This is a genomic window from Roseixanthobacter glucoisosaccharinicivorans, assembly GCF_043195095.2.
In the GTDB taxonomy this organism is placed as follows: Bacteria; Pseudomonadota; Alphaproteobacteria; order Rhizobiales; family Xanthobacteraceae; genus NCEH01.
Map to the genome: position 1 here is coordinate 1,822,421 of NZ_CM195538.1, position 19,004 is coordinate 1,841,424.

Below are 19,004 nucleotides of genomic sequence, written 5' to 3' on the forward strand. Positions count from 1 at the left end.
CTTCCTGTCTCCTCCCTAACCCTCCCCCGCACGCGGGAGAGGGGAGGTTACTGCTCTTGGGAAGATCGATTGTTCCATAAGGCGCCACAGCGCTCCCTCTCCCGCGTGCGGGGGAGGGCTGGGGAGGGGGATCGGCGGAGGGTCAGGCGGGGGCTTCAGCCCGGCTCGAGGGCGCGGAGTCTCCCTCGTCTATTCCCCGGACCTCCACCTATGCCTTCTTCGCCCGCCCACCCCGGCCGCCCGGCTTTGCCGGCGCCGCTGGAGCCTCGGCCGGCAGCTTGGCCGCTGCTTTTGGCGCAGGTACCGGTTTCTCTGCCGATTCGCGCGTTCTGGTAGCTTCGAACGCGTTAGTGGTTTCCATCAGGCCCTTAATCGGCTTCTTTTTAGTTGCCGGCTTCGACTTGGTCGGAGGTTTGGGTTTGTCGGCTTCAGGCTCACTCAGTCCAAGGCCGAGCGCGTGAAGCAGGGCGCGGGCCGGCGCGGGCTCCAAGCCGGCGCGGTTTTTATCCAGCTTCTTCACCAGAGCCGCGACGTCAGTATCCTTCAGCGTATCGAGAAGCACGGTCGCGAGATCGCTGCCGATGGCTTTGAACAGCGCGCGCAGGCCGTCGAGGGTCAGCCCCTTGGCCTTGATTTGTTTAACCAGCAGCTTCTCGGCAGCGACCGCGACATCGGTTGAGAGGTCCGGGAAAGCTGCCGGATGGGCGCCGATCGCCGCAAAGACGGCATGCCCGTCAAGATGGATGGCCATCGAGAATGTCCTTCATTTCACCGAGAAGTTGGTTAAGCGCTGTGGTGATCACCGGTCCGTATTTGGCCTGAAATGTCCGTCCTGCGCGGTCCTTGCAAACGTCGGCTAGGATTGCGAGCTGAGGGATTCCGGTTTTTAGGAGACGATAAGGGGGTTCGTTCGATCCGGCGTCGATCTGCATGACCGCCAGGGTCTCCTTGTGTGCCCGAATGCTCTGGCAGCGAGAGGCGAGCACACACGGAATGCGCTGGGGCAGAGGTAGAGGGGTCATTTTCGCCAGCGGTCCGCGCCAGAACGTGTTGCAGAAGGCCGAAAGGCCGAGCGTCGAGAGGGGATCGGGGATCGTCGGCACCAGCACAAGGTCAGCACTCCGGATCGCGACTTCCGTCATGAGAGAGATCCCAGGCGCGCAATCGAAGAAAATATAGTCGTATTCCTTACGTAAAGGCGGCATTTCCCGTTCCATACGGTTCCAAATCCGCTTGGAGAGTGCATCAATGTCGAAGCCCTTCTTGACTAGGGCTGCCATGAGATGACGCTCCACATAGCGCAGGCTCGGGTCCGCCGGAACCAACGAGATATCAAGGAGATGACTACCGCGCGTGGTGGTGCTGACTTGATTGCGTATCACCTGGCGCAGTGTCCTCCGCGAGCCATCCACAAACACATCTTCAAGGAAGGAACTGATCGTGCACCCTTCCCGGATCAGTTTGCCCAATAACTCGTTGCCCGCCAGGCAATGCGAAACACTGGCCTGCGCATCCAGGTCGATGACGAGCACCCGGTTTCCGTCCGCCGCCAGGGCTTCCGCCAGCATCACCACCGTGGTGGTCTTGCCGACGCCGCCTTTCATGTTGGCGACGGCAATCACGCGTCCGAGCCGGGGCATCAGGCGTCCTCCTTCAGGGCTCTCTTGAGCGCGGTGCGGTTGTGCGGGTTCAGGCGGCTTTCCAGAAACCCGTCCACCGTCTTCGGCGACGTCGCCTTGCGCTTGGGATCGAGCAGAACCTCGTAGCTTTCCGGGTCGTGCGGCCGCACCGCGAGGATCAGGCCGATGCCGTGCTCCTCGCATTGCTTGTGCACGTCCGGCAGGCGCGCCCGGGCCCTGGACTCTTCCGGCAAGTGCCAGATGAGATGGCCGAAATGGGTGAAGCGCGTCTGTGCCAGGGCTTCGTGCACCGCAAGAACCGAGCCGCCGGCCTCGGTTTTCAGTTCGAAGGCGTGCACATCGAGCTGCGAGCCCGGCATGAAGGTGAAGCGCATCAGGCTCACCAGCATGAAATCCGGCCGCGCCCATTGGCCCGAGCTGGGGCCGATGGCGGAGATATCCTGCATCAAGGCGAGCCCGCCCTTCGGCAGGTCGAGATTGCGCACGAAAATGGTGGAGAGATAGCGCGCCACCGGCGCCATCAATTCCGCTTCCAGCGGCGCAGTCGCCGAAACCGGGGATGGCGCGGGGGCCGCCGGTTCCGCAGGAGGGGCCTTGAGAAGAAAGATCTTGCCGCCCTGGCCCCGCTCGCGCCCGACCCGCCCGCGCTTCAGCAGCAGGTCGCGGGCGAGAAAGAAATCCTCGGTGGAGATCTGTTGGGCGAGCCGCCGGGACAGCATGGCCCGCAGCACTCGGTTTAGCACCGGAGCGCCGTCCGGCGGCAAAAGGTCAAGCATCTGCTCGGCGAGTCCGGCAGCCGTACGATCTGACATGCGGCCCCGTTCCCCGAACCCGATGCACTCATAGGTTAAGGAGTTCAACAATATGCCGCCGGCGAATGCAAGCATTCCAGGGCGCCTTTTGTCCGTGAAAAGGCTTGCCGGCGCATATGTCTCAGGGCCAAGGCACAGCTGTTCCGATTGTGCGCGGCGCGCCGTACGCAGCATGCGAAGATTGTGTACGAAGCCACATGCGCGTCGAACCGAGCCGGGCGGCGGACGGCTTGAGTCCGAAGCGCCACGGGCGCATGGATGGAGCGCCGCGTGACGCACCTGTTTCGGGATTCGCCGCAGCGCGGTTCCCACCCCGCGCCGGCCGGCGCGGTCTTCCTTGTCTCACCGGTCGCCCATGGAAACGATTCTCGCGTCTCTGCTCCCCGTCTTCTGCGTGGTCGCCCTGGGCACGGGTCTGCGACGCTGGGTTCTCCCGGATCCGGCCCATTGGGTCGGCCTCGAGCAGATCACATATTATGTGCTGTTTCCTGCCCTGCTGCTGGTTTCAGCGATCCGGGCGGACATGTCGCGGGTGAGCTTGATCGGCACGGTCGGCGCAATGGGGCTCTCGCTCGCCGTCCTGTGCGTCGGGCTGCTGGCCGCACGCGGCTTGCTGGAGCGGCTGCAAGGCATCGACGGGCCGGCGTTCACCTCCGTGTTTCAAGGCACGGTGCGCTGGAATACCTATGTGGCGCTGGCGCTCGCGGACGGGCTGTATGGCACGTCGGGCGTGGCGGTCGCGGCGGTGATGCTGGTGTGCCTGATCCCCGCGATCAATGTGGTGGTGGTCGCGGTTCTGGCGCGCTACGCGGGGGCGGAAGCGCCCACGGCCGGGCGCATCCTGCGCCAGCTCATCCGCAATCCGCTCATCGTCTCCTGCCTGGCGGGCGCGGTGATCAACATCGCCCATGTGCCGATGCCGCATATGGCGCTCGAGGTTGCCGACATCCTTGGTCGCGCCTCTTTGGCGGTCGGGCTGGTGGTGGTGGGCGCGGGCGTCAGCGTGCGGCATCTGGTGCGGCCGGCGGCCGGGGCACTCGATTCCATCGTGCTGTGTCTGCTCGTGAAGCCGGCGCTGGCGCTGGCCTTCGGGCTGGCGCTCGGCCTGCGGGGTATGGAGCTGGTGGTGGCCACGGTCATCTGTGCCGTGCCCTCGTCGCCGGCCGGCTATGTGCTGGCGCGCCAGATGGGCGGCGATGCCCCCCTGCTGGCGCAGATCCTGACGTTACAGCTGATCGGCGCCGCTGCGACCTTGCCGCTCGTGATCGCGGCGGCGCTCGCCATCGGCGGCTGAAACTGGCCGCGGCCGAAGTTCGGGCGAAATCGCGGTTTCAAGCGCGGAACAACGCAAAAGGGCGGCCGAAGCCGCCCCTGATCGCGTGTTCGTCCTTCTCGCCGGCCTCAGCAGGCGCCCCAATAGCCGTTGCCGTGGGTATCGGTCGGGAACCAGCATCCCCCCCGGGCCTGCGGGGCATAAACCACGGGCGGAGCAGGGGCATAGAGGACCGGCGGGGGCGGGGCATAATAGACCGGCGGGGGCGGGGGAGGCGCGCTGGCCGCTCCGGCGATCGCCGCCGCGCCGAGAATGCCGAGCGCAATGCCCGCCCCTACCGCCGCACCATTGTTGTTATTGTTGTAATAGCGGCCGCAATTCCAGCATCCGCCGCGGCCATAGCCGTAGCGCGGCCCCCAATATTGAACCTGGGTCACGCCGTTCGGCACGGCTGCGGAGAGGCTCGCCGCGCCGGTGCCGATCGCGCCGGCCGTGGCCGGGGTCAGCGAGATCACGCCAAGGGCCGCCACCAGCCCCAGCGCCGCGACCTGCTTGGTGAGAATGGACATGGTGAACATCTCCTGAACGTTGGAACGTCCCGCGCTCGAAACCTGAGCCGCCAGAACCGTTTCATTTGGTATCGGCCACGATCTAAGCCGAATTGTGTCTGCGCTTTCGAGCCTCAATACTGCGCCGCACGCTGTGAATGCGCTGTGAACGAACAATGGCGCTGAAACGTCAAATTTCTGTTCTCCCGGCGAACTGGCGGGTGCGCATGGTGACACGGATGGCCGAATGGCCTGTGGCTCGCGCACGTTCTACCCTTGCGGCTGGGGCCGAGTGTGGTTAAGCCTGCCGCCTGCCATGCAACCTTCCCTCGCCTTCACCCTTGATCGCCGCGACCTGATCGGCATCGAAGGTCTTTCAGCCGGCGAGATCGTCGGCCTGCTGGATCTTGCCGAGGAATTCGTCGATCTCAACCGGCAGATCGAGAAGAAGCGCAACACTTTGCGTGGGCGCACGCAGATCAATCTGTTCTTCGAGGCCTCCACCCGCACGCAATCCTCTTTCGAGATCGCTGGCAAACGCCTCGGCGCCGACGTGATGAACATGTCGGTGGGCACCTCGTCGGTGAAAAAAGGCGAAAGCCTCATCGACACCGCGATGACCCTCAATGCCATGCATCCCGACATATTGGTGGTGCGCCACCATGCCTCCGGCGCCGTGGCGCTGCTGGCGCGCAAGGTGGATTGCTGCGTGGTTAATGCCGGCGACGGCGCGCATGAACATCCCACCCAGGCGCTGCTGGATGCCCTCACCATCCGCCGCAACAAGGGGCGCATCCAGGGGCTGACGGTCGCGATCTGCGGGGATGTCCTGCATTCGCGCGTGGCGCGCTCGAACATTCACCTGCTGGCGACGCTCGGCGCGCAGGTGCGGGTGATCGCGCCCTCCACCCTGCTGCCGAGCGGCATCGAGCAGTTCGGGATCGAGGTCCACCGCTCCATGGACAGCGGGCTTGAGGGGGCGGACATCGTGATGATGCTGCGCCTTCAACGCGAGCGCATGGCGGGCTCTTTCATTCCCTCGGTGAAGGAATATTTCCATTATTTCGGCCTGGATCAGGCCAAGCTTCGGCGCGCCAAGCCCGATGCCCTAGTGATGCATCCCGGCCCCATGAACCGCGGCGTCGAGATTGATTCCAGCGTCGCCGACGGGCCGCAGTCCCTGATCCGGGAACAGGTGGAAATGGGTGTCGCGGTCCGCATGGCGGTGCTCGATGCCCTGGCGCGGAAACTGCCAAATGCGTGAGACCGTCCGCCCGTCCGATAGCCGCCCGGTGGTTCTCGCGAACGCACGGGTGATCGACCCCTCCCGCGGTTCGGATTTCCACGGCGACGTCCTGATCATCGAGGGGCGGATCGAGGACAGCGCCTTCGGCATCGCCGCCGCCGGTGTTCCGGATGGGGCGGAGGTGGTGGATTGCCGGGGCGCGATCGTCGCACCGGGCCTCGTCGACATGCGCGCCTTCGTCGGTGAGCCGGGCGCGGAGCATCGCGAGACCCTGGCCACCGCAAGCCGCGCGGCAGCGGCAGGCGGCGTCACCACCATCGTGTGCCAGCCAGATACCGACCCGGTGGTGGACGATCCCGCGATCGTCGACTTCATCCTGCGCCGCGCCCGCGATACCGCCATCGTGCGCGTGCACCCCATGGCCGCCCTGACCAAGGGCCTCAAGGGCGAGGAAATGACCGAAATCGGCCTGCTTCAGGCGGCGGGCGCGGTGGCCTTTACCGACGGGCCGCATTCGGTGAAGAGTGCGCAGGTACTGCGCCGCTGCCTGAGTTATGCGCGCGATTTCGATGCGCTGATCGTGCATCACACCGAAGACGCCTCGATGTCGCAGGGCGCCATGAACGAAGGCGCCTTCGCTACCCGGCTCGGCCTGCCGGGCAATCCGAAATCTGCCGAAGCCATTGTGCTGGAACGCGATCTGCGGCTCGTCGATGGAGCGCGCGGACGGTACCACGCCGCAGCTCTCACATGCGCCGAATCGCTGGAGGTGCTGGCGCGGGCAAAACATGCCGGGCTGCCGGTGACAGCGTCTGTGAGCATCAACCATCTCAGCTTCAACGAGCTGGATATCGGCCAGTACCGGACCTATTTCAAATTGAACCCGCCCTTGCGCGGAGAAGAGGATCGCCAGGCGCTGATCCATGCGCTGGCGTCCGGCCTCATCGACGTGGTGGTGTCCGACCATATCCCGCAGGACGTGGAGATGAAGCGGCTCCCCTTCTCGGAGGCCGAGCCCGGCGCGATCGGCATGGAAACCCTGCTCTCTGCGGCCCTGCGGCTGGTGCATTCGGACCAGGTGGACATCGTGAACGTGCTGCGTGCGCTCTCCACCCGGCCGGCGGAATTGCTCGGCCTGCCCACAGGAACGCTGCGGCCCGGCGCACCTGCGGACCTCGTTGTGTTCGATCCCGAGATGCCCTGGCTGGTGGATCCCGCCCAGCTCAACTCGCGCTCGCGCAATACGCCGTTCGATGAAGCCCGCATGAGCGGACGGGTGCTGCGAACACTGGTTGCCGGGCGTACGGTATACGAATACGTTTGATCGGTCGGCGCGGCCGGCACGTGGGGCTTGTGCATGCAGCTTTCCTGGACTCTCGCCTTGCCGTGGACGCTGGCGGCGTTTGCCCTCGGCTATATCCTGGGCTCAATCCCTTTCGGCATCATCATCACGCGCCTTGCCGGCACGCGCGATATCCGGACCATCGGCTCGGGGAATATCGGCGCGACGAATGTCTTGCGCACCGGCCGCAAGGACCTTGCCGCTCTCACCTTGCTCGGAGACGCCCTGAAGGGAACGGCCGCGGTGCTCATCGCGCGCGCATGGCTCGGGCCGGACGCAGCTCTCGTCGCCGGTCTCGCGGCATTTCTCGGCCATCTGTTCCCGGTCTGGCTCGGTTTCAAGGGGGGCAAGGGAGTTGCCACCTTCCTTGGCGTTGCGCTCGGTCTCTCCTGGATGTCTGCCCTGGTCTTCGCCCTGGTCTGGCTCGGCATCGCCGCGCTGACGCGCTATTCCTCACTCGCCGCCCTGGTCGCCTCGGCGGCGACGGCGCTGGCCGCTTATTTCGCGAGTGGACCGGAAATGGGGCTGCTGATGGCGGGCCTCGCGGTGCTGCTCTGGGCCAAGCATCACGCCAATATCGCCCGCCTGCTGTCCGGCACCGAAGGCCGTATCGGCGCGAAGGGGTGAGCGCATGGCACGGCGGGGCGTCACCCTTTCGCCCCGGCAGCGCGCCGATTGGCTGCGGTTGATTCGCACCGAGCAAGTGGGGCCGCGCACGTTCCGAGCTCTCATCAACCAGTTCGGCGGGGCGGCCGCCGCGCTTGAAGCCCTGCCGACCCTCGCCCGCAAAGGCGGACGGCTGATTCCCCCTCGCGTTCCGAGCCTGGCCGAGGTCGAGGACGAAATCGCGGCCCTCGCGCGCATCGGCGGCCGGCTGGTCGCCATGGGGGAAGAGGATTATCCCCACCCCCTTCAGGAAATCGACGATGCGCCGCCGCTGCTCTGCGTGCGCGGCAAGGGGGCGGCATTACGAGCGCCGAAGATTGCCATCGTCGGGGCTCGCAATGCCTCGGCTGCCGGTCGCACGCTGGCCGGCCGCTTCGCGCGCGACCTTGGTGCGGCGGGCTATGCCATTGTGTCGGGTCTGGCACGCGGCATAGATGCGGCAGCCCACGAAGCCAGTCTTGCAAGCGGCACCATCGGCGTATTTGCCGGCGGGTTGGCACGGCCTTACCCGCCCGAAAACCTCAAACTGATAGAGGCGGTTGCCGACCAGGGCGCGCTGCTGTCCGAAATGCCGCTGAACTGGGAGCCGCGCGCGCGCGATTTTCCGCGCCGCAATCGCCTCGTCTCGGGCATGTCGCTCGGGGTGGTGGTGGTGGAGGCGGCGGAGCGTTCCGGGTCGCTCATCACCGCGCGCCTCGCCGCCGAGCAGGGCCGCGAAGTCTTTGCGATTCCGGGTTCTCCGTTGGATCCGCGCGCCGGTGGCACCAATTCACTGCTGAAGCGGGGGGCAACCCTCGTCACCTGCGCCGACGACGTGGTTGAGGCGCTGACCCCCCTGTTCGCGCGTCTGCCCGTGCAGGATCTGGAAGCGCCCGCCGCTCCGCCCGAGCCGTCCCCTCCCGACGATACGGTGCGCGCGCGCATCGCCGAGCTGCTCGGGCCTGTGCCGACCCCCATGGACGATCTCGTGCGATTCTCCGGTGCGAGCGTCAGCGATGTGCAATGGGTGCTGCTGGAACTGGATCTGGCGGGGCGGCTTGAGCGGCATGGCGGGGGATTGGTGAGCCTGCGCTAGGCTATTCGCGCGCCTCCTGGGGTTTGCCCACCGGCCGCGGCTGGGCAATACCGCGCGCCTCCATTCTCGACATTTCCAGCAGATAGGCGAGGGTGGAGAGCCGGTGCCGGTGTGCCAGGCGCGACAATTCGGCAGTCAACGACGCCACATAGGCCGCGAACTCGGCGGCCTGATCCTCGTTAAAGTCTTCGCGCGCCCCAGACATCCCGACATCCTCTTGCCCCGTCCATATTTGCGCATCCTGCGAGTTGGGGGTGGTTAAACAAGCTACTCAGGGTTGTATTCACGAAAGGATGGTTTGGATGGTGGCTTGCCGCCTGCGGATTTGACAGGCCGTGCGTCGCACCCCATGTTGCCGCCGCCGCCAGGGGCCGCGGCGTTTTCAAGAGACAGCAGCCGTCATGCAGGTCGTCATCGTCGAATCGCCCGCAAAGGCGAAGACGATCAACAAATATCTTGGTCCGGATTATGAGGTCATCGCCTCCTACGGACACGTCCGCGATCTCCCGTCGAAGGACGGCTCGGTTGATCCCGAGGCCGACTTCCGCATGCTTTGGGAGGTCGATCCGAAATCGCAGAAGCGCCTGAGCGACATCGCCAAGGCGGTGAAGGCGGCCGATGGGCTGATCCTTGCCACCGACCCGGATCGCGAAGGCGAGGCGATTTCCTGGCACGTGCTCGAGGTGCTGCGCGAGAAGAAGGCGCTCAAGGGCCAGAAGGTCGAGCGCGTGGTCTTCAACGCCATCACCAAGCAGGCGGTGCTGGAGGCGATGAAGCAGCCGCGCGCGGTCGACATCGCGCTGGTGGATGCCTATCTCGCCCGCCGCGCCCTCGACTATCTGGTGGGCTTCACCCTTTCGCCGGTGCTGTGGCGCAAGTTGCCGGGCGCCCGCTCGGCGGGCCGGGTGCAGTCCGTCGCGCTGCGCCTCGTCTGCGACCGGGAGCGGGAGATCGAGACCTTCGTTCCGCGCGAATATTGGTCGATCGTCGCCCAGCTCGCCACGCCGCGCGGAGAAACGTTCGAAGCGCGCCTGTCCGGCGCGGACGGCAAGAAGATCACGCGCCTGTCCGTCGGCACAGCCGAGGAAGCCGCCGCCTTCCGCGCATCGCTGGAGAGCGCTGCCTTCTCGGTGCGCAATATCGAGGCGAAGCCGGTCAAGCGGCATCCCCAGCCGCCCTTCACGACCTCCACCTTGCAGCAGGAGGCGAGCCGCAAGCTCGGCCTTGCACCGGCTCGCACCATGCAGATCGCCCAGCGCCTGTATGAAGGCGTGGACATCGGCGGCGAGACCGTGGGCCTCATCACCTATATGCGTACCGACGGCGTGGACATGGCGCCCGAAGCCGTGGAGGCAACCCGCAGCGCCATCGGCAAGCAGTTCGGCGACCGCTATCTGCCGTCGGTTCCGCGCAAATACACCACCAAGGCCAAGAACGCCCAGGAGGCCCACGAGGCCATCCGCCCCACCGATTCCCATCGCAGCCCGCGCGAGGTCGCGCGCCACCTCGATGCCGACCAGGCCCGCCTCTACGAACTGATCTGGACCCGCACCGTCGCGAGCCAGATGGAATCGGCGGCGCTGGAGCGCACGACCGCGGACATCATCGCCCAGGCCGGCCCGCGTACTTTGGACCTGACCGCCACCGGCACGGTGGTGAAGTTCGATGGCTTCCTGGCGCTGTATCGCGAAGGCAAGGACGACGACGACGAGGACGAGGAGAGCCGCCGGCTTCCCGCCATGTCGACGGGCGAGAAGCTGGACAAGCGCGAGATCGCCACCGCCCAGCATTTCACCGAGCCGCCGCCCCGCTTCTCGGAAGCCTCGCTGGTCAAGCGCATGGAGGAGCTCGGCATCGGCCGTCCCTCCACCTATGCGGCCGTGCTCGCGGTGTTGCAGGACCGCGAATATGTGAAGCTTGAGAAGAAGCGCCTCGTCGCCGAGGACAAGGGGCGGCTCGTGACCGCCTTCCTGGAGAGCTTCTTCAAGAAGTACGTGGAATACGACTTCACCGCCGATCTGGAGGAGAAGCTCGACCGCGTGTCCGCCGACGAGGTGGACTGGAAACAGGTGCTGCGCGAATTCTGGGCGGATTTCTCGCTTGCGGTCGATGCCACGAAGGATCTGCGCGTCTCGCAGGTGCTGGATGCGCTCGACGAGATGTTGACCGCGCACATCTTCCCGCCGAAGGCGGACGGCACCGATCCGCGCCTGTGCCCGACCTGCGGCACCGGGCGGCTCTCGCTCAAGATGGGCAAGTTCGGCGCCTTCATCGGCTGCTCCAATTATCCCGAATGCCGTCACACCCAGCCGCTCAGCGGGGAAGCGCCGCAGGAGGGCGAGGGGACCCGCAAGCTGGGCGCCGATCCCGAGACCGGACTGGAAGTCACCATCCGCGACGGCCGGTTCGGCACCTATCTGCAATTGGGTGAGGGCGTCGACGGCGCCAAGCCCAAGCGGTCGAGCCTTCCCAAGGGCTTGAAGCCCGCCGATGTGGACCTTGATACGGCGCTGGCGCTGCTCGCGCTGCCGCGCCCGATCGGGGTGCATCCCGAGGATGGCGAGCCTATTCTCGCCGGCATCGGGCGGTTCGGGCCTTACATCCAGCACGGCAAGGTCTATGCGAACATTGAGGACGGCGACGATATTCTCGCCATCGGGCTCAATCGCGCGATCACCCTGCTGGCGGAGAAGCAGGCGAAGGGCAGGGGCGCGCGTGGCGGCGCCACCGCAGGCCGCAATCTCGGCGATCATCCGAGCGGCGGGGCGATTACCGTGCGGCCGGGCCGGTTCGGGCCCTATGTCAATCACGGCAAGATCAACGCGACCTTGCCCAAGGCGCTGGACCCCGACCAGCTTACACTGGCGGAAGCGATCACCCTGATCGACGCCAAGGCGGCGACCGCGCCGGCAGCCAAGACGGCGCGCAAGGCGCCGGCAAAGAAGGCGGCGGCGCCCAAGGCCAAGGCCGCTCCCGGCGAGGATGGGGACACGGTCGCGGCAAAGCCCAAGGCTGCGGCCAAGAAGCCGGCCGCCAAAAAGCCTGCGGCAAAGAAGGCCTCGAGCCCAAAACCCGCCGCGAAGGCCAAGCCCGCCTCCTGACGGGCAGCTCCCTCTCGGCCGGAGCCTCGCGGCTTCGGCCTCCGGCACGGTTGGGCGAGCTCCCTCGGGCAAAAGGCCCGGCGGAGCACCGGCGTCTCACTCGGCGAGGGCCGGCACCTCTTCTGCGTCGCGCACGGTGCGGCGGAGCGGGCGTTCCTCCATGGCGATCAGGAAGCCAAGACCGCACAGCATCGCCGCGGCCGCCGCCGCAAACACCAAGCGAAAGGCGTGGCTCAACACCGCCGGATCGGCGTCGTGGGCCAGCATCGCGATGTCGCCCTGTTGGGACACGCCCAACGCTCCGAGCAGAACCGCACCCAGCATCGCCACGAAAATGGCTGCGCCGAGTGCGCGGAAGAAATTAGAGGTGCCGGTAGCGGTGCCCAATTGGTGCGGCAAAACCGCGTTCTGGATCGCGACCGTGGATACCGGCAACACGGTTCCGATGCCGGTGCCCATGAGCCCCAGCATCACCAGCAGCAGGGCGGTGGGCAGGTGCTCCGGCATCAGGGCGAATGCCACCAGGCACGCGCACGAAATGGACAATCCGATCATCGCCGGCAGTTTGTAATGGGTCAGCCGGGCCATCGCACGGCCCGAGATGGTCGCGCCCAACACAACCCCTGCCGATTGCGGGATCAGGGCGAGGCCCGACTGGCTGGGCGTGAACAGGCGCACGGTCTCGAAATAGAGCGGCACATTGATCGACAGCGCGATCATGATGCCGGCCACGAAGAACACCGAGCTGACGCTCATGCTGACCACGCGATTGGCGAGGATCGAAAGTGGCAGAAACGGTTCCGGCGCGGTCCTCATGCGCCACACGAAGGCGATCGAAAGCACCAGCGCGACCGCGAACAGGCAGAGGATCGGCGCGGAGCCCCAGGGATAATGCACGCCGCCCCAGGTCAGGGCGAGCAGCAAGGTGGTAGCCGCCGAGATCATGAGCGCGCCGCCCAGCACGTCCACCTTGTGGCGCCGTTCATGGCGCGGCAGGCCACGCAGGGTCCGCTCGGTCATCAGGAAAGCGGCAAGGCCTAAGGGCAGGTTGATCCAGAAAATCAGCGACCAGTGGAGGTGGTCGGCAATCAGGCCGCCCAGTACCGGGCCGGCAATGCTGCTGGCGGCGAAGACGCTGGCGATATAGCCCTGGTAGCGTCCCCGTTCGCGCGGCGAGACGACATCGGCGATGATGGTTTGCGCCAGCGAGATCAGTCCGCCGCCCCCCAATCCCTGAAGGCCGCGCGCCAGGACAAGCGCCAGCATGCTCGGCGCCAGGGCGCAGGCCAGCGAGCCCAGGATGAACACGCCGATGGCGAACAGCAGCACCACGCGTCGGCCGAGGACGTCGCTGAGCTTGCCATAGAGCGGCGTTACCGCAGTGGAACTCAGCAGATAGGCCGTGACGACCCAGGAGAGATTGACGAAATCGTTGAGGTCCGAGCCGATGGTGGGCAGGGCGGTCGCGACGATGGTCTGGTCCAGCGCGGCCAGCAGCATCGCCAGTGTGATGCCGATGATGATGGTGAGGATCTCCGCGTGGCTCAGAGCCGGCGACGCGGGAGACGGGGCGGAACTGGACGGTTCGGTGGGTGCGCTCATGAAATACTCATCGAAGGCGGCTGAGCCACGAGCCCGGATGATGCAGGCGGGCGGGAGAGCGCTGCACTGTCTGCCTGCTGCGCTTTGCGTTCAACGCCCGAAATCGCGATTTAGGTACCAAAATTTTCGAACTCGCTTTTTCGTGACAGCGACGGCCCCTGCGGAATGGGCCCCATCAGTGTCGCAATCGAAAAAACCGGGCGAGAGCGCAGGCCCGCGCCGTGCGCATGGGCAAACGCTGGCAGAAGGTCGCCCGCTCAGGTAGGTTCGGCCCGATCAATGGACCCTTGCCTTGCCGAAATCCTCAACTCCCGCCGGCCGTTCCCCCCGTTCCCGTCCCAAGGCGGGAGGTAAGACGCGCGCCGGCCGCCGCCTCGCAGCGGTCGAGGCGGAAGCGCGCGCGGCATTCGTGCCGCCGGCCCGCCAGGGCGAGGTGCCCACCAAAGCGGAGCTGACGGCTTTTATCGCGGCACGCGGCGGCGAAGTGGACAAGCGGGAGATCGCCCGCGCCTATGGGCTCAATTCCGCGCAGAAGATCGAGCTGAAGGCGCTGCTGCGCGATCTCGCCGAAGACGGTGCCGTGGAGCGCCGCCGCCGCAAGGTGCATGTGCCTGGCGCCCTGGGCGGCGTGCTGCTGGCGGATATCTCCAGCCGAGATGACGATGGCGACCTGATCGCCGTTCCGGTGGAATGGGACGAGGAGCAGCACGGCGAGCCGCCGCGCATCCGTGTCGTTACACCCCGGCGTGGGCAGGGGCCGGCGCCCGGCCTGTCGGACCGGGTGCTGCTGCGGATCTTCGACGATCGCGCGCAGGAGGGATTGCCCACCGGCCGCGTCATCAAGGTGCTGGAGAAGGCGCGCAAGCAGACCATCGGCATTTTCCGCGCCGCTCCGCATGGCGGCGGCGGGCGCATCATCCCCGTGGACAAGAAGAATCTCGGCCGCGAATTGCAGGTGCCGCCCGGCGCCGAGCAGGAGGCACAGGACGGCGATTTGGTTTCGGTCGAGCTCATGCGCCAGCGCGTGTTCGGCCTGCCCACGGCGCGGGTGAAGGAACGGCTCGGTTCGTTAGCGACGGAGAAGGCGATCTCGCTGGTCGCGATCCACGCCCACGGCATTCCCCACGTCTTCCCGCCCGCGGTGCTGGAGGAAGCCGCCGCCGCCAAGCCGGTGAAGCTCACCGAGCGAGAGGATTGGCGCAAACTGCCGCTTGTCACCATCGACCCGCCGGACGCAAAGGACCATGACGACGCGGTCCATGCGGAGGCGGACGAGGACCCAGCCAACAAGGGCGGTTTCATCCTCACCGTCGCCATCGCGGATGTCGCGGCTTATATCCCGCCGGGCTCGGCGCTGGATCGCGAGGCGCTGCTGCGGGGCAATTCGGTCTATTTCCCGGACCGGGTGGTGCCCATGCTGCCGGAGCGCATTTCCAACGACCTGTGCTCGCTGCGGCCGCACGAGGACCGCCCCGCGCTCGCGGTGCGTATGATCATCGGCGCCGACGGCCGCAAGCGCGGCCACACCTTCCATCGCGTCCTCATGCGCTCGGCGGCGAAACTGGCCTATGCCCAGGCGCAGGCGGCCATCGACGGGCAGGCGGACGAGGTCACCGACCCGCTCGTGGAGGGCGTTCTGCGCCCGCTCTATGCCGCCTATGCCTGCCTCAAGATCGCGCGGGAAGCCCGCCAGCCGCTGGATCTCGATCTGCCCGAGCGCAAGATCGTGCTTAAGGACGACGGCACGGTGGACCGGGTGATCGTGCCGCAGCGCCTCGATGCCCACCGCCTGATCGAGGAATTCATGATCCTCGCCAATGTGGCGGCGGCCGAGACTTTGGAAGAGAAGCGCACGCCGCTGGTCTATCGCGTCCACGACGGCCCGACGCTGGAAAAGCTCTCGATCCTGCGGGAGTTTTTGGCGACGCTCGACATCAAGCTGCCCAAGAGCGACCAGGTGCGGCCCTCCAATTTCAACCACATCCTGGCGCAGGTGGTGGGCAGCGATGTCGCGCCCATGGTCAACCAGGTGGTGCTGCGCAGCCAATCCCAGGCGGAATATTCGCCGGAAAATTATGGGCATTTCGGCCTGAATCTGCGGCGTTACGCGCATTTCACCTCGCCGATCCGTCGCTATTCGGACCTGATCGTTCATCGCGGTCTGGTGCGCGCGCATCATTTCGGCAAAGACGGTTTGCCGGAGGGCATGACCTCCGAGCAACTGGCCGAGATCGCCACCGCCATCTCCGGTACCGAGCGGCGCGCCATGGCGGCGGAGCGGGAGACGGTGGACCGCCTCATCGCCCATCATCTCGCCGACCAGATCGGCGCCACCTTCGCTGCCCGCATCACCGGAGCGACCAAGGCGGGACTGTTCGTCGCACTCGACGAGACCGGCGCCGACGGCTTCATCCCCGCCTCAACGCTGGGCGCGGATTATTACCGCTTCGATGAGGCGCGGCAGGCCCTGGTGGGCGATCGGACGGGCGAGATGCACCGCATCGGCGACCGGGTCGAGGTGAAGCTGGTGGAAGCAGCGCCTGTCGCCGGCGCGCTGCGATTTGAGCTTCTGTCGGAGGGCGCCTATGTAAAGGGCAGCCGCGCCGGGGCTCGTCCCGGCCGACGGCCGGGTCCGGGAAAGCCGGGGGGCGGTAAATCGGCGCCAGGGCGGGCGCGCAGCTTCAAGTCGGCTGGCGATGCCGCAGGCGCGACCCGCGCAAGCCCGGGAACGCCAGGGCGGGGCAAGCCGGGATCGGGTAAGATCGAATCCGGTAAGCCCGGTCCATCCAAGTCGGGCCCGTCGGGGGCGGGCGGGGGACGCAAACGACCATGAGTGCCATTGATCCGACCGGCCGGTCCTATGTTTATGGGAAGACGGCTCCTGTGTCTGGCGGCGAGCGTCCTCTCGGCCGTGCGCTCGCGCGTGGCGCGCTCGGTCGCTGCCCGCAATGCGGCACCGGCCGCTTGTTCAGCTCCTACATCAAGGTGAACGAGGCCTGCCCCGTCTGTGACGAGGAGTTTTACCACCACCGCGCCGACGACGCGCCGCCCTACGCGGTCATTTTCGTGGTGGGGCATATCGTCGTACCGTTGCTGGTATTGGTCGAGGAAGTGTTCCGCCCTGAGGTCTGGGTCCACCTCGTCACGTTCCTTCCCCTCACTCTGGTCTTGAGCTTGGTGCTGCTCCCGGTATTGAAGGGAGCCCTCATCGCGCTGCAATGGTCGCGGCGCATGCATGGCTTCGACCCAAACAGTCCCGAACGCGAACCGCGCCCCTCCGCTCTCCCAACGGCCTCACAATGACTGATCTTGCTGCACGCCTTTCCGCTGTCGAACGCCAGCAGACCAGCCCGAACGTGCGCCCGCGCGACGCGGCCTCGCTGATCCTGCTGGATCGCAGCCGCAAGGAACCCCGCGTGCTGATGGGGCTGCGGCACCCCGGCCACCGCTTCATGCCCAACGTGTTCGTGTTTCCCGGCGGCAGCCTTGAGGTGAGCGATCGCGCCATGCCGGTGTTCGGCATGCTGGATAATGAAAGCGAGCGCCGCCTTCAGGAACAGACGCCCCGCGCCAGCGCCCAGCGCAGCCGGGCGCTCGCCGCCGCCGCCATCCGGGAGATGTATGAGGAAACCGGCATTATGGTGGGCACCACGGAAGCAGGCGCGCCGGAAAGCCCGGCAGAGGGATGGAACGCCTTCCGTGAGCATGGCGTGTTCCCAAATCTCGAATCGCTGACCTTCGTGCTGCGCGCGATCACCCCGCCGCGCCGCCCCAAGCGCTTCGACACGCGCTTCTTTGCTGCCGATGTCAGTGCCATCGCGAAAAAGGTGGACGGCATGGTGGGACCGGATTCCGAACTCATCGAAACCCGCTGGCTCACCTTCAAGGAAACCGAGAAGGCGGAACTTCCCGCCATCACCCGCGTCATCCTGGAAGAGGTGCAGGCCCGGCTGGATGCCGGCTTCCGGCGCGAGACGCCGGTGCCGTTCTACAGCGTGCGCTACGGCAAGTTCGTGCGCGCCCTGCTCGATTAAGCCGCCGGCGGCGGGACACTCTTCAGGAACGTCTCAGGAATTCACATGCATGCCCCCCAGCAGTCCGGCGCTCCCATGAGCCGGACTGCCTCAATTACCGCAGCGATCTCCGCCATATCGGTGGTCGGCATCGGTATCAGCCTGTCGATTCCGCTCCTCGCGCTGGAATTGGAATCGCGTGGCATCTCGAACACCTGGATCGGCATCAACACGGCGGTCGCCGGAGTGGCGACGGTCGCCACCGCGCCTTTCGTGCCGCTGATGGTGCGCAAGCTCGGCGTTCGAGCGCTGCTGACATTGGCGATCGCGGTGACCGCCGTGAGCTTGCTGGCGTTCAAATTGGTGCCGTCGTTCGTGCTGTGGTTTCCGCTGCGCTTCGCCTTCGGTGCCGCGCTCTGCATCCTGTTCGCGGTCAGCGAATATTGGATCAATGCGGTCGCGCCGCCGCATCGACGCGGACTGATCATGGGAATCTATGCCACCGGCCTTTCGGTGGGCGCAGCCATCGGGCCGGCGATTCTCGGCCTTCTCGGCGCGCGCGGCTGGCCACCTTATGTGGCGGGGGCGATCATGCTCGCGGCCGGCGCGATCCCCATTCTCATGGCGCGCGGCATGACGCCCAAGATCGCCGATGGCGACCATCACGGCGTGCTGATGTTCATCCGCCTCTCGCCCGTGGCGACCCTGGCGGCCCTGGTGTTCGGCGCCATCGAAACCGCGGTGATGAGTTTTCTGCCCCTCTATGGCGTGCGGCTCGGCCTGCCGGAGGGGGGCGCCTCGCTGCTGCTCACCATCGCGGTGCTGGGCAATGTGGTGTTCCAGATCCCACTCGGCCTCGTGAGCGACCGAATCGACCGCCGCATCCTGCTGCTGGGCTGCGCGCTGTTCGGCACCATCGGGGCGCTCATCATGGTGCAGATCGCGGTCGATACGCTGGCCTTCAAGGTTGCGGTGTTCCTGGCGACGGGTGTCGTGGGCAGCCTCTACACGGTGGGGCTCGCCCATCTCGGCGCGCGATTCCATGGAGCGGACCTTGCGGCCGCCAATGCAGCGTTCGTGATGCTCTATTCGATCGGGCTCATTGTCGGTCCGCCGCTGGTCGGGCTCGGCATGGACATCTACAATCCGTATGGTTTCGCTTATGTGATGGCCGGCATGCTGGGCATGTATGTGCTGGTGGTGGCGGGCCACATGATGGTGGAAAAGCGTGCCCACGCTTGACATTCGGGCCGTGATGAGTGAATTTCCGCGCCCACGTGCCGCCAATGCGGTGGCGCGAGCGTAATTCTTTTCCGCGACCGCTTTCGGTTCGCGCGCCGTAGCGGCATCAAGGATAGACCATGGCCAAGGCTGCAACCATTAAGATCAAGCTTCTGTCCAGCGCGGACACGGGCGTGTTCTATGTCACCAAGAAGAACTCCCGCACCAAGACCGACAAGCTGGTGCTGAAGAAGTACGACCCGGTGGCGAAGAAGCACGTCGAATTCCGCGAGACGAAGATCAAGTGATCTGACCCGTTCATCGTGACTGACCAGGGCGCCTCTCGGGGCGCCCTTTTCTTTTTGTGAGCCCCTACCACCCGCGCGGCTGACGCTCGATGGCGTGGACCGATGCGCGGCACGCACCCAGCGCACCCAGGTCACGCGCGGCGACCCCCATGTGAAG

The 19,004-nt window shown here is 66.2% G+C and carries 17 protein-coding genes; 11 read left to right on the forward strand and 6 right to left on the reverse strand.

The features are described from left to right. Positions 1–208: 208 nt before the first annotated feature. Genes V5F78_RS08150 through V5F78_RS08160 form a run of 3 tightly spaced genes read right to left on the reverse strand, consistent with a single transcriptional unit; the run spans position 209 to position 2,452 of the window. Positions 209–751 carry a hypothetical protein gene (locus V5F78_RS08150; protein ID WP_394071502.1) on the reverse strand — a complete coding sequence of 181 codons (543 nt, stop codon included), beginning with the start codon at positions 749–751 and terminating at the stop codon, positions 209–211. Continuing rightward, positions 735–1,640, reverse strand: a complete 906-nt coding sequence (locus V5F78_RS08155) for a ParA family protein (RefSeq protein ID WP_394071501.1) — start codon at positions 1,638–1,640, stop codon at positions 735–737. The genes V5F78_RS08150 and V5F78_RS08155 overlap by 17 nt, the downstream gene beginning before the upstream one ends. Continuing rightward, positions 1,640–2,452, reverse strand: a complete 813-nt coding sequence (locus V5F78_RS08160; RefSeq protein WP_394071500.1) for a hypothetical protein — start codon at positions 2,450–2,452, stop codon at positions 1,640–1,642. Before V5F78_RS08160 ends, V5F78_RS08155 begins: the two co-directional genes overlap by 1 nt. Positions 2,453–2,807: 355 nt before the next feature. Between V5F78_RS08160 and V5F78_RS08165 the strand changes: the two genes are divergently transcribed. Continuing rightward, positions 2,808–3,746, forward strand: coding sequence for an AEC family transporter (locus tag V5F78_RS08165; RefSeq protein WP_394071499.1), 939 nt, complete (start codon positions 2,808–2,810; stop codon positions 3,744–3,746). A gap of 107 nt (positions 3,747–3,853) precedes the next feature. Here the strand turns inward: V5F78_RS08165 and V5F78_RS08170 are convergent, their stop codons facing one another. Then, positions 3,854–4,294, reverse strand: a complete 441-nt coding sequence (locus V5F78_RS08170) for a hypothetical protein (protein ID WP_394071498.1) — start codon at positions 4,292–4,294, stop codon at positions 3,854–3,856. A 295-nt stretch (positions 4,295–4,589) separates the two neighbouring features. Here V5F78_RS08170 and V5F78_RS08175 point away from each other — a divergent pair, with 295 nt between their 5' ends. Genes V5F78_RS08175 through dprA form a run of 4 tightly spaced genes read left to right on the forward strand, consistent with a single transcriptional unit; the run spans position 4,590 to position 8,602 of the window. After that, positions 4,590–5,537 (forward strand): aspartate carbamoyltransferase catalytic subunit, encoded by a 948-nt coding sequence (locus tag V5F78_RS08175; protein WP_394071497.1) that lies wholly within the window; start codon positions 4,590–4,592, stop codon positions 5,535–5,537. Further along, positions 5,530–6,843 (forward strand): dihydroorotase, encoded by a 1,314-nt coding sequence (locus V5F78_RS08180; protein ID WP_394071496.1) that lies wholly within the window; start codon positions 5,530–5,532, stop codon positions 6,841–6,843. The genes V5F78_RS08175 and V5F78_RS08180 overlap by 8 nt, the downstream gene beginning before the upstream one ends. 33 nt (positions 6,844–6,876) lie before the next feature. After that, positions 6,877–7,488, forward strand: a complete 612-nt coding sequence (plsY, locus tag V5F78_RS08185) for a glycerol-3-phosphate 1-O-acyltransferase PlsY (RefSeq protein WP_394071495.1) — start codon at positions 6,877–6,879, stop codon at positions 7,486–7,488. 4 nt (positions 7,489–7,492) lie between these two features. Further along, the gene (gene dprA / locus V5F78_RS08190; RefSeq protein ID WP_394071494.1) at positions 7,493–8,602 is read left to right on the forward strand and encodes a DNA-processing protein DprA; all 1,110 of its coding nucleotides are present in this window, start codon (positions 7,493–7,495) and stop codon (positions 8,600–8,602) included. Position 8,603: 1 nt separating this feature from the next. Here dprA and V5F78_RS08195 read toward each other — a convergent pair whose 3' ends face one another. Next, positions 8,604–8,807, reverse strand: a complete 204-nt coding sequence (locus tag V5F78_RS08195) for a hypothetical protein (protein ID WP_394071493.1) — start codon at positions 8,805–8,807, stop codon at positions 8,604–8,606. 196 nt (positions 8,808–9,003) lie between these two features. On the opposite strand from V5F78_RS08195, the gene topA reads away from it, so the two are divergent. Continuing rightward, complete coding sequence (gene topA, locus V5F78_RS08200; protein ID WP_394071492.1) at positions 9,004–11,703, forward strand: type I DNA topoisomerase; 2,700 nt, start codon at positions 9,004–9,006, stop codon at positions 11,701–11,703. A gap of 96 nt (positions 11,704–11,799) precedes the next feature. Here topA and V5F78_RS08205 read toward each other — a convergent pair whose 3' ends face one another. Then, complete coding sequence (locus V5F78_RS08205; RefSeq protein WP_394071491.1) at positions 11,800–13,305, reverse strand: MDR family MFS transporter; 1,506 nt, start codon at positions 13,303–13,305, stop codon at positions 11,800–11,802. Positions 13,306–13,714: 409 nt separating this feature from the next. Here V5F78_RS08205 and rnr point away from each other — a divergent pair, with 409 nt between their 5' ends. From rnr to rpmG, 5 genes are all read left to right on the forward strand, one after another. Beyond that, on the forward strand, positions 13,715–16,138 hold the full coding sequence (rnr, locus tag V5F78_RS08210) for a ribonuclease R (protein ID WP_394071631.1): 2,424 nt from the start codon (positions 13,715–13,717) through the stop codon (positions 16,136–16,138). Then, positions 16,135–16,608 (forward strand): DUF983 domain-containing protein, encoded by a 474-nt coding sequence (locus V5F78_RS08215; protein ID WP_394071490.1) that lies wholly within the window; start codon positions 16,135–16,137, stop codon positions 16,606–16,608. Before rnr ends, V5F78_RS08215 begins: the two co-directional genes overlap by 4 nt. Beyond that, positions 16,605–17,339 carry an NUDIX hydrolase gene (locus V5F78_RS08220; RefSeq protein ID WP_394071489.1) on the forward strand — a complete coding sequence of 245 codons (735 nt, stop codon included), beginning with the start codon at positions 16,605–16,607 and terminating at the stop codon, positions 17,337–17,339. Before V5F78_RS08215 ends, V5F78_RS08220 begins: the two co-directional genes overlap by 4 nt. Positions 17,340–17,384: 45 nt before the next feature. Continuing rightward, a complete protein-coding gene (locus V5F78_RS08225) occupies positions 17,385–18,560 on the forward strand; it encodes an MFS transporter (RefSeq protein WP_394071488.1) in 1,176 nt (391 codons plus the stop codon). A 119-nt stretch (positions 18,561–18,679) separates the two neighbouring features. Then, positions 18,680–18,847 carry a 50S ribosomal protein L33 gene (gene rpmG, locus V5F78_RS08230; protein WP_132033308.1) on the forward strand — a complete coding sequence of 56 codons (168 nt, stop codon included), beginning with the start codon at positions 18,680–18,682 and terminating at the stop codon, positions 18,845–18,847. Positions 18,848–19,004: the final 157 nt, after the last annotated feature.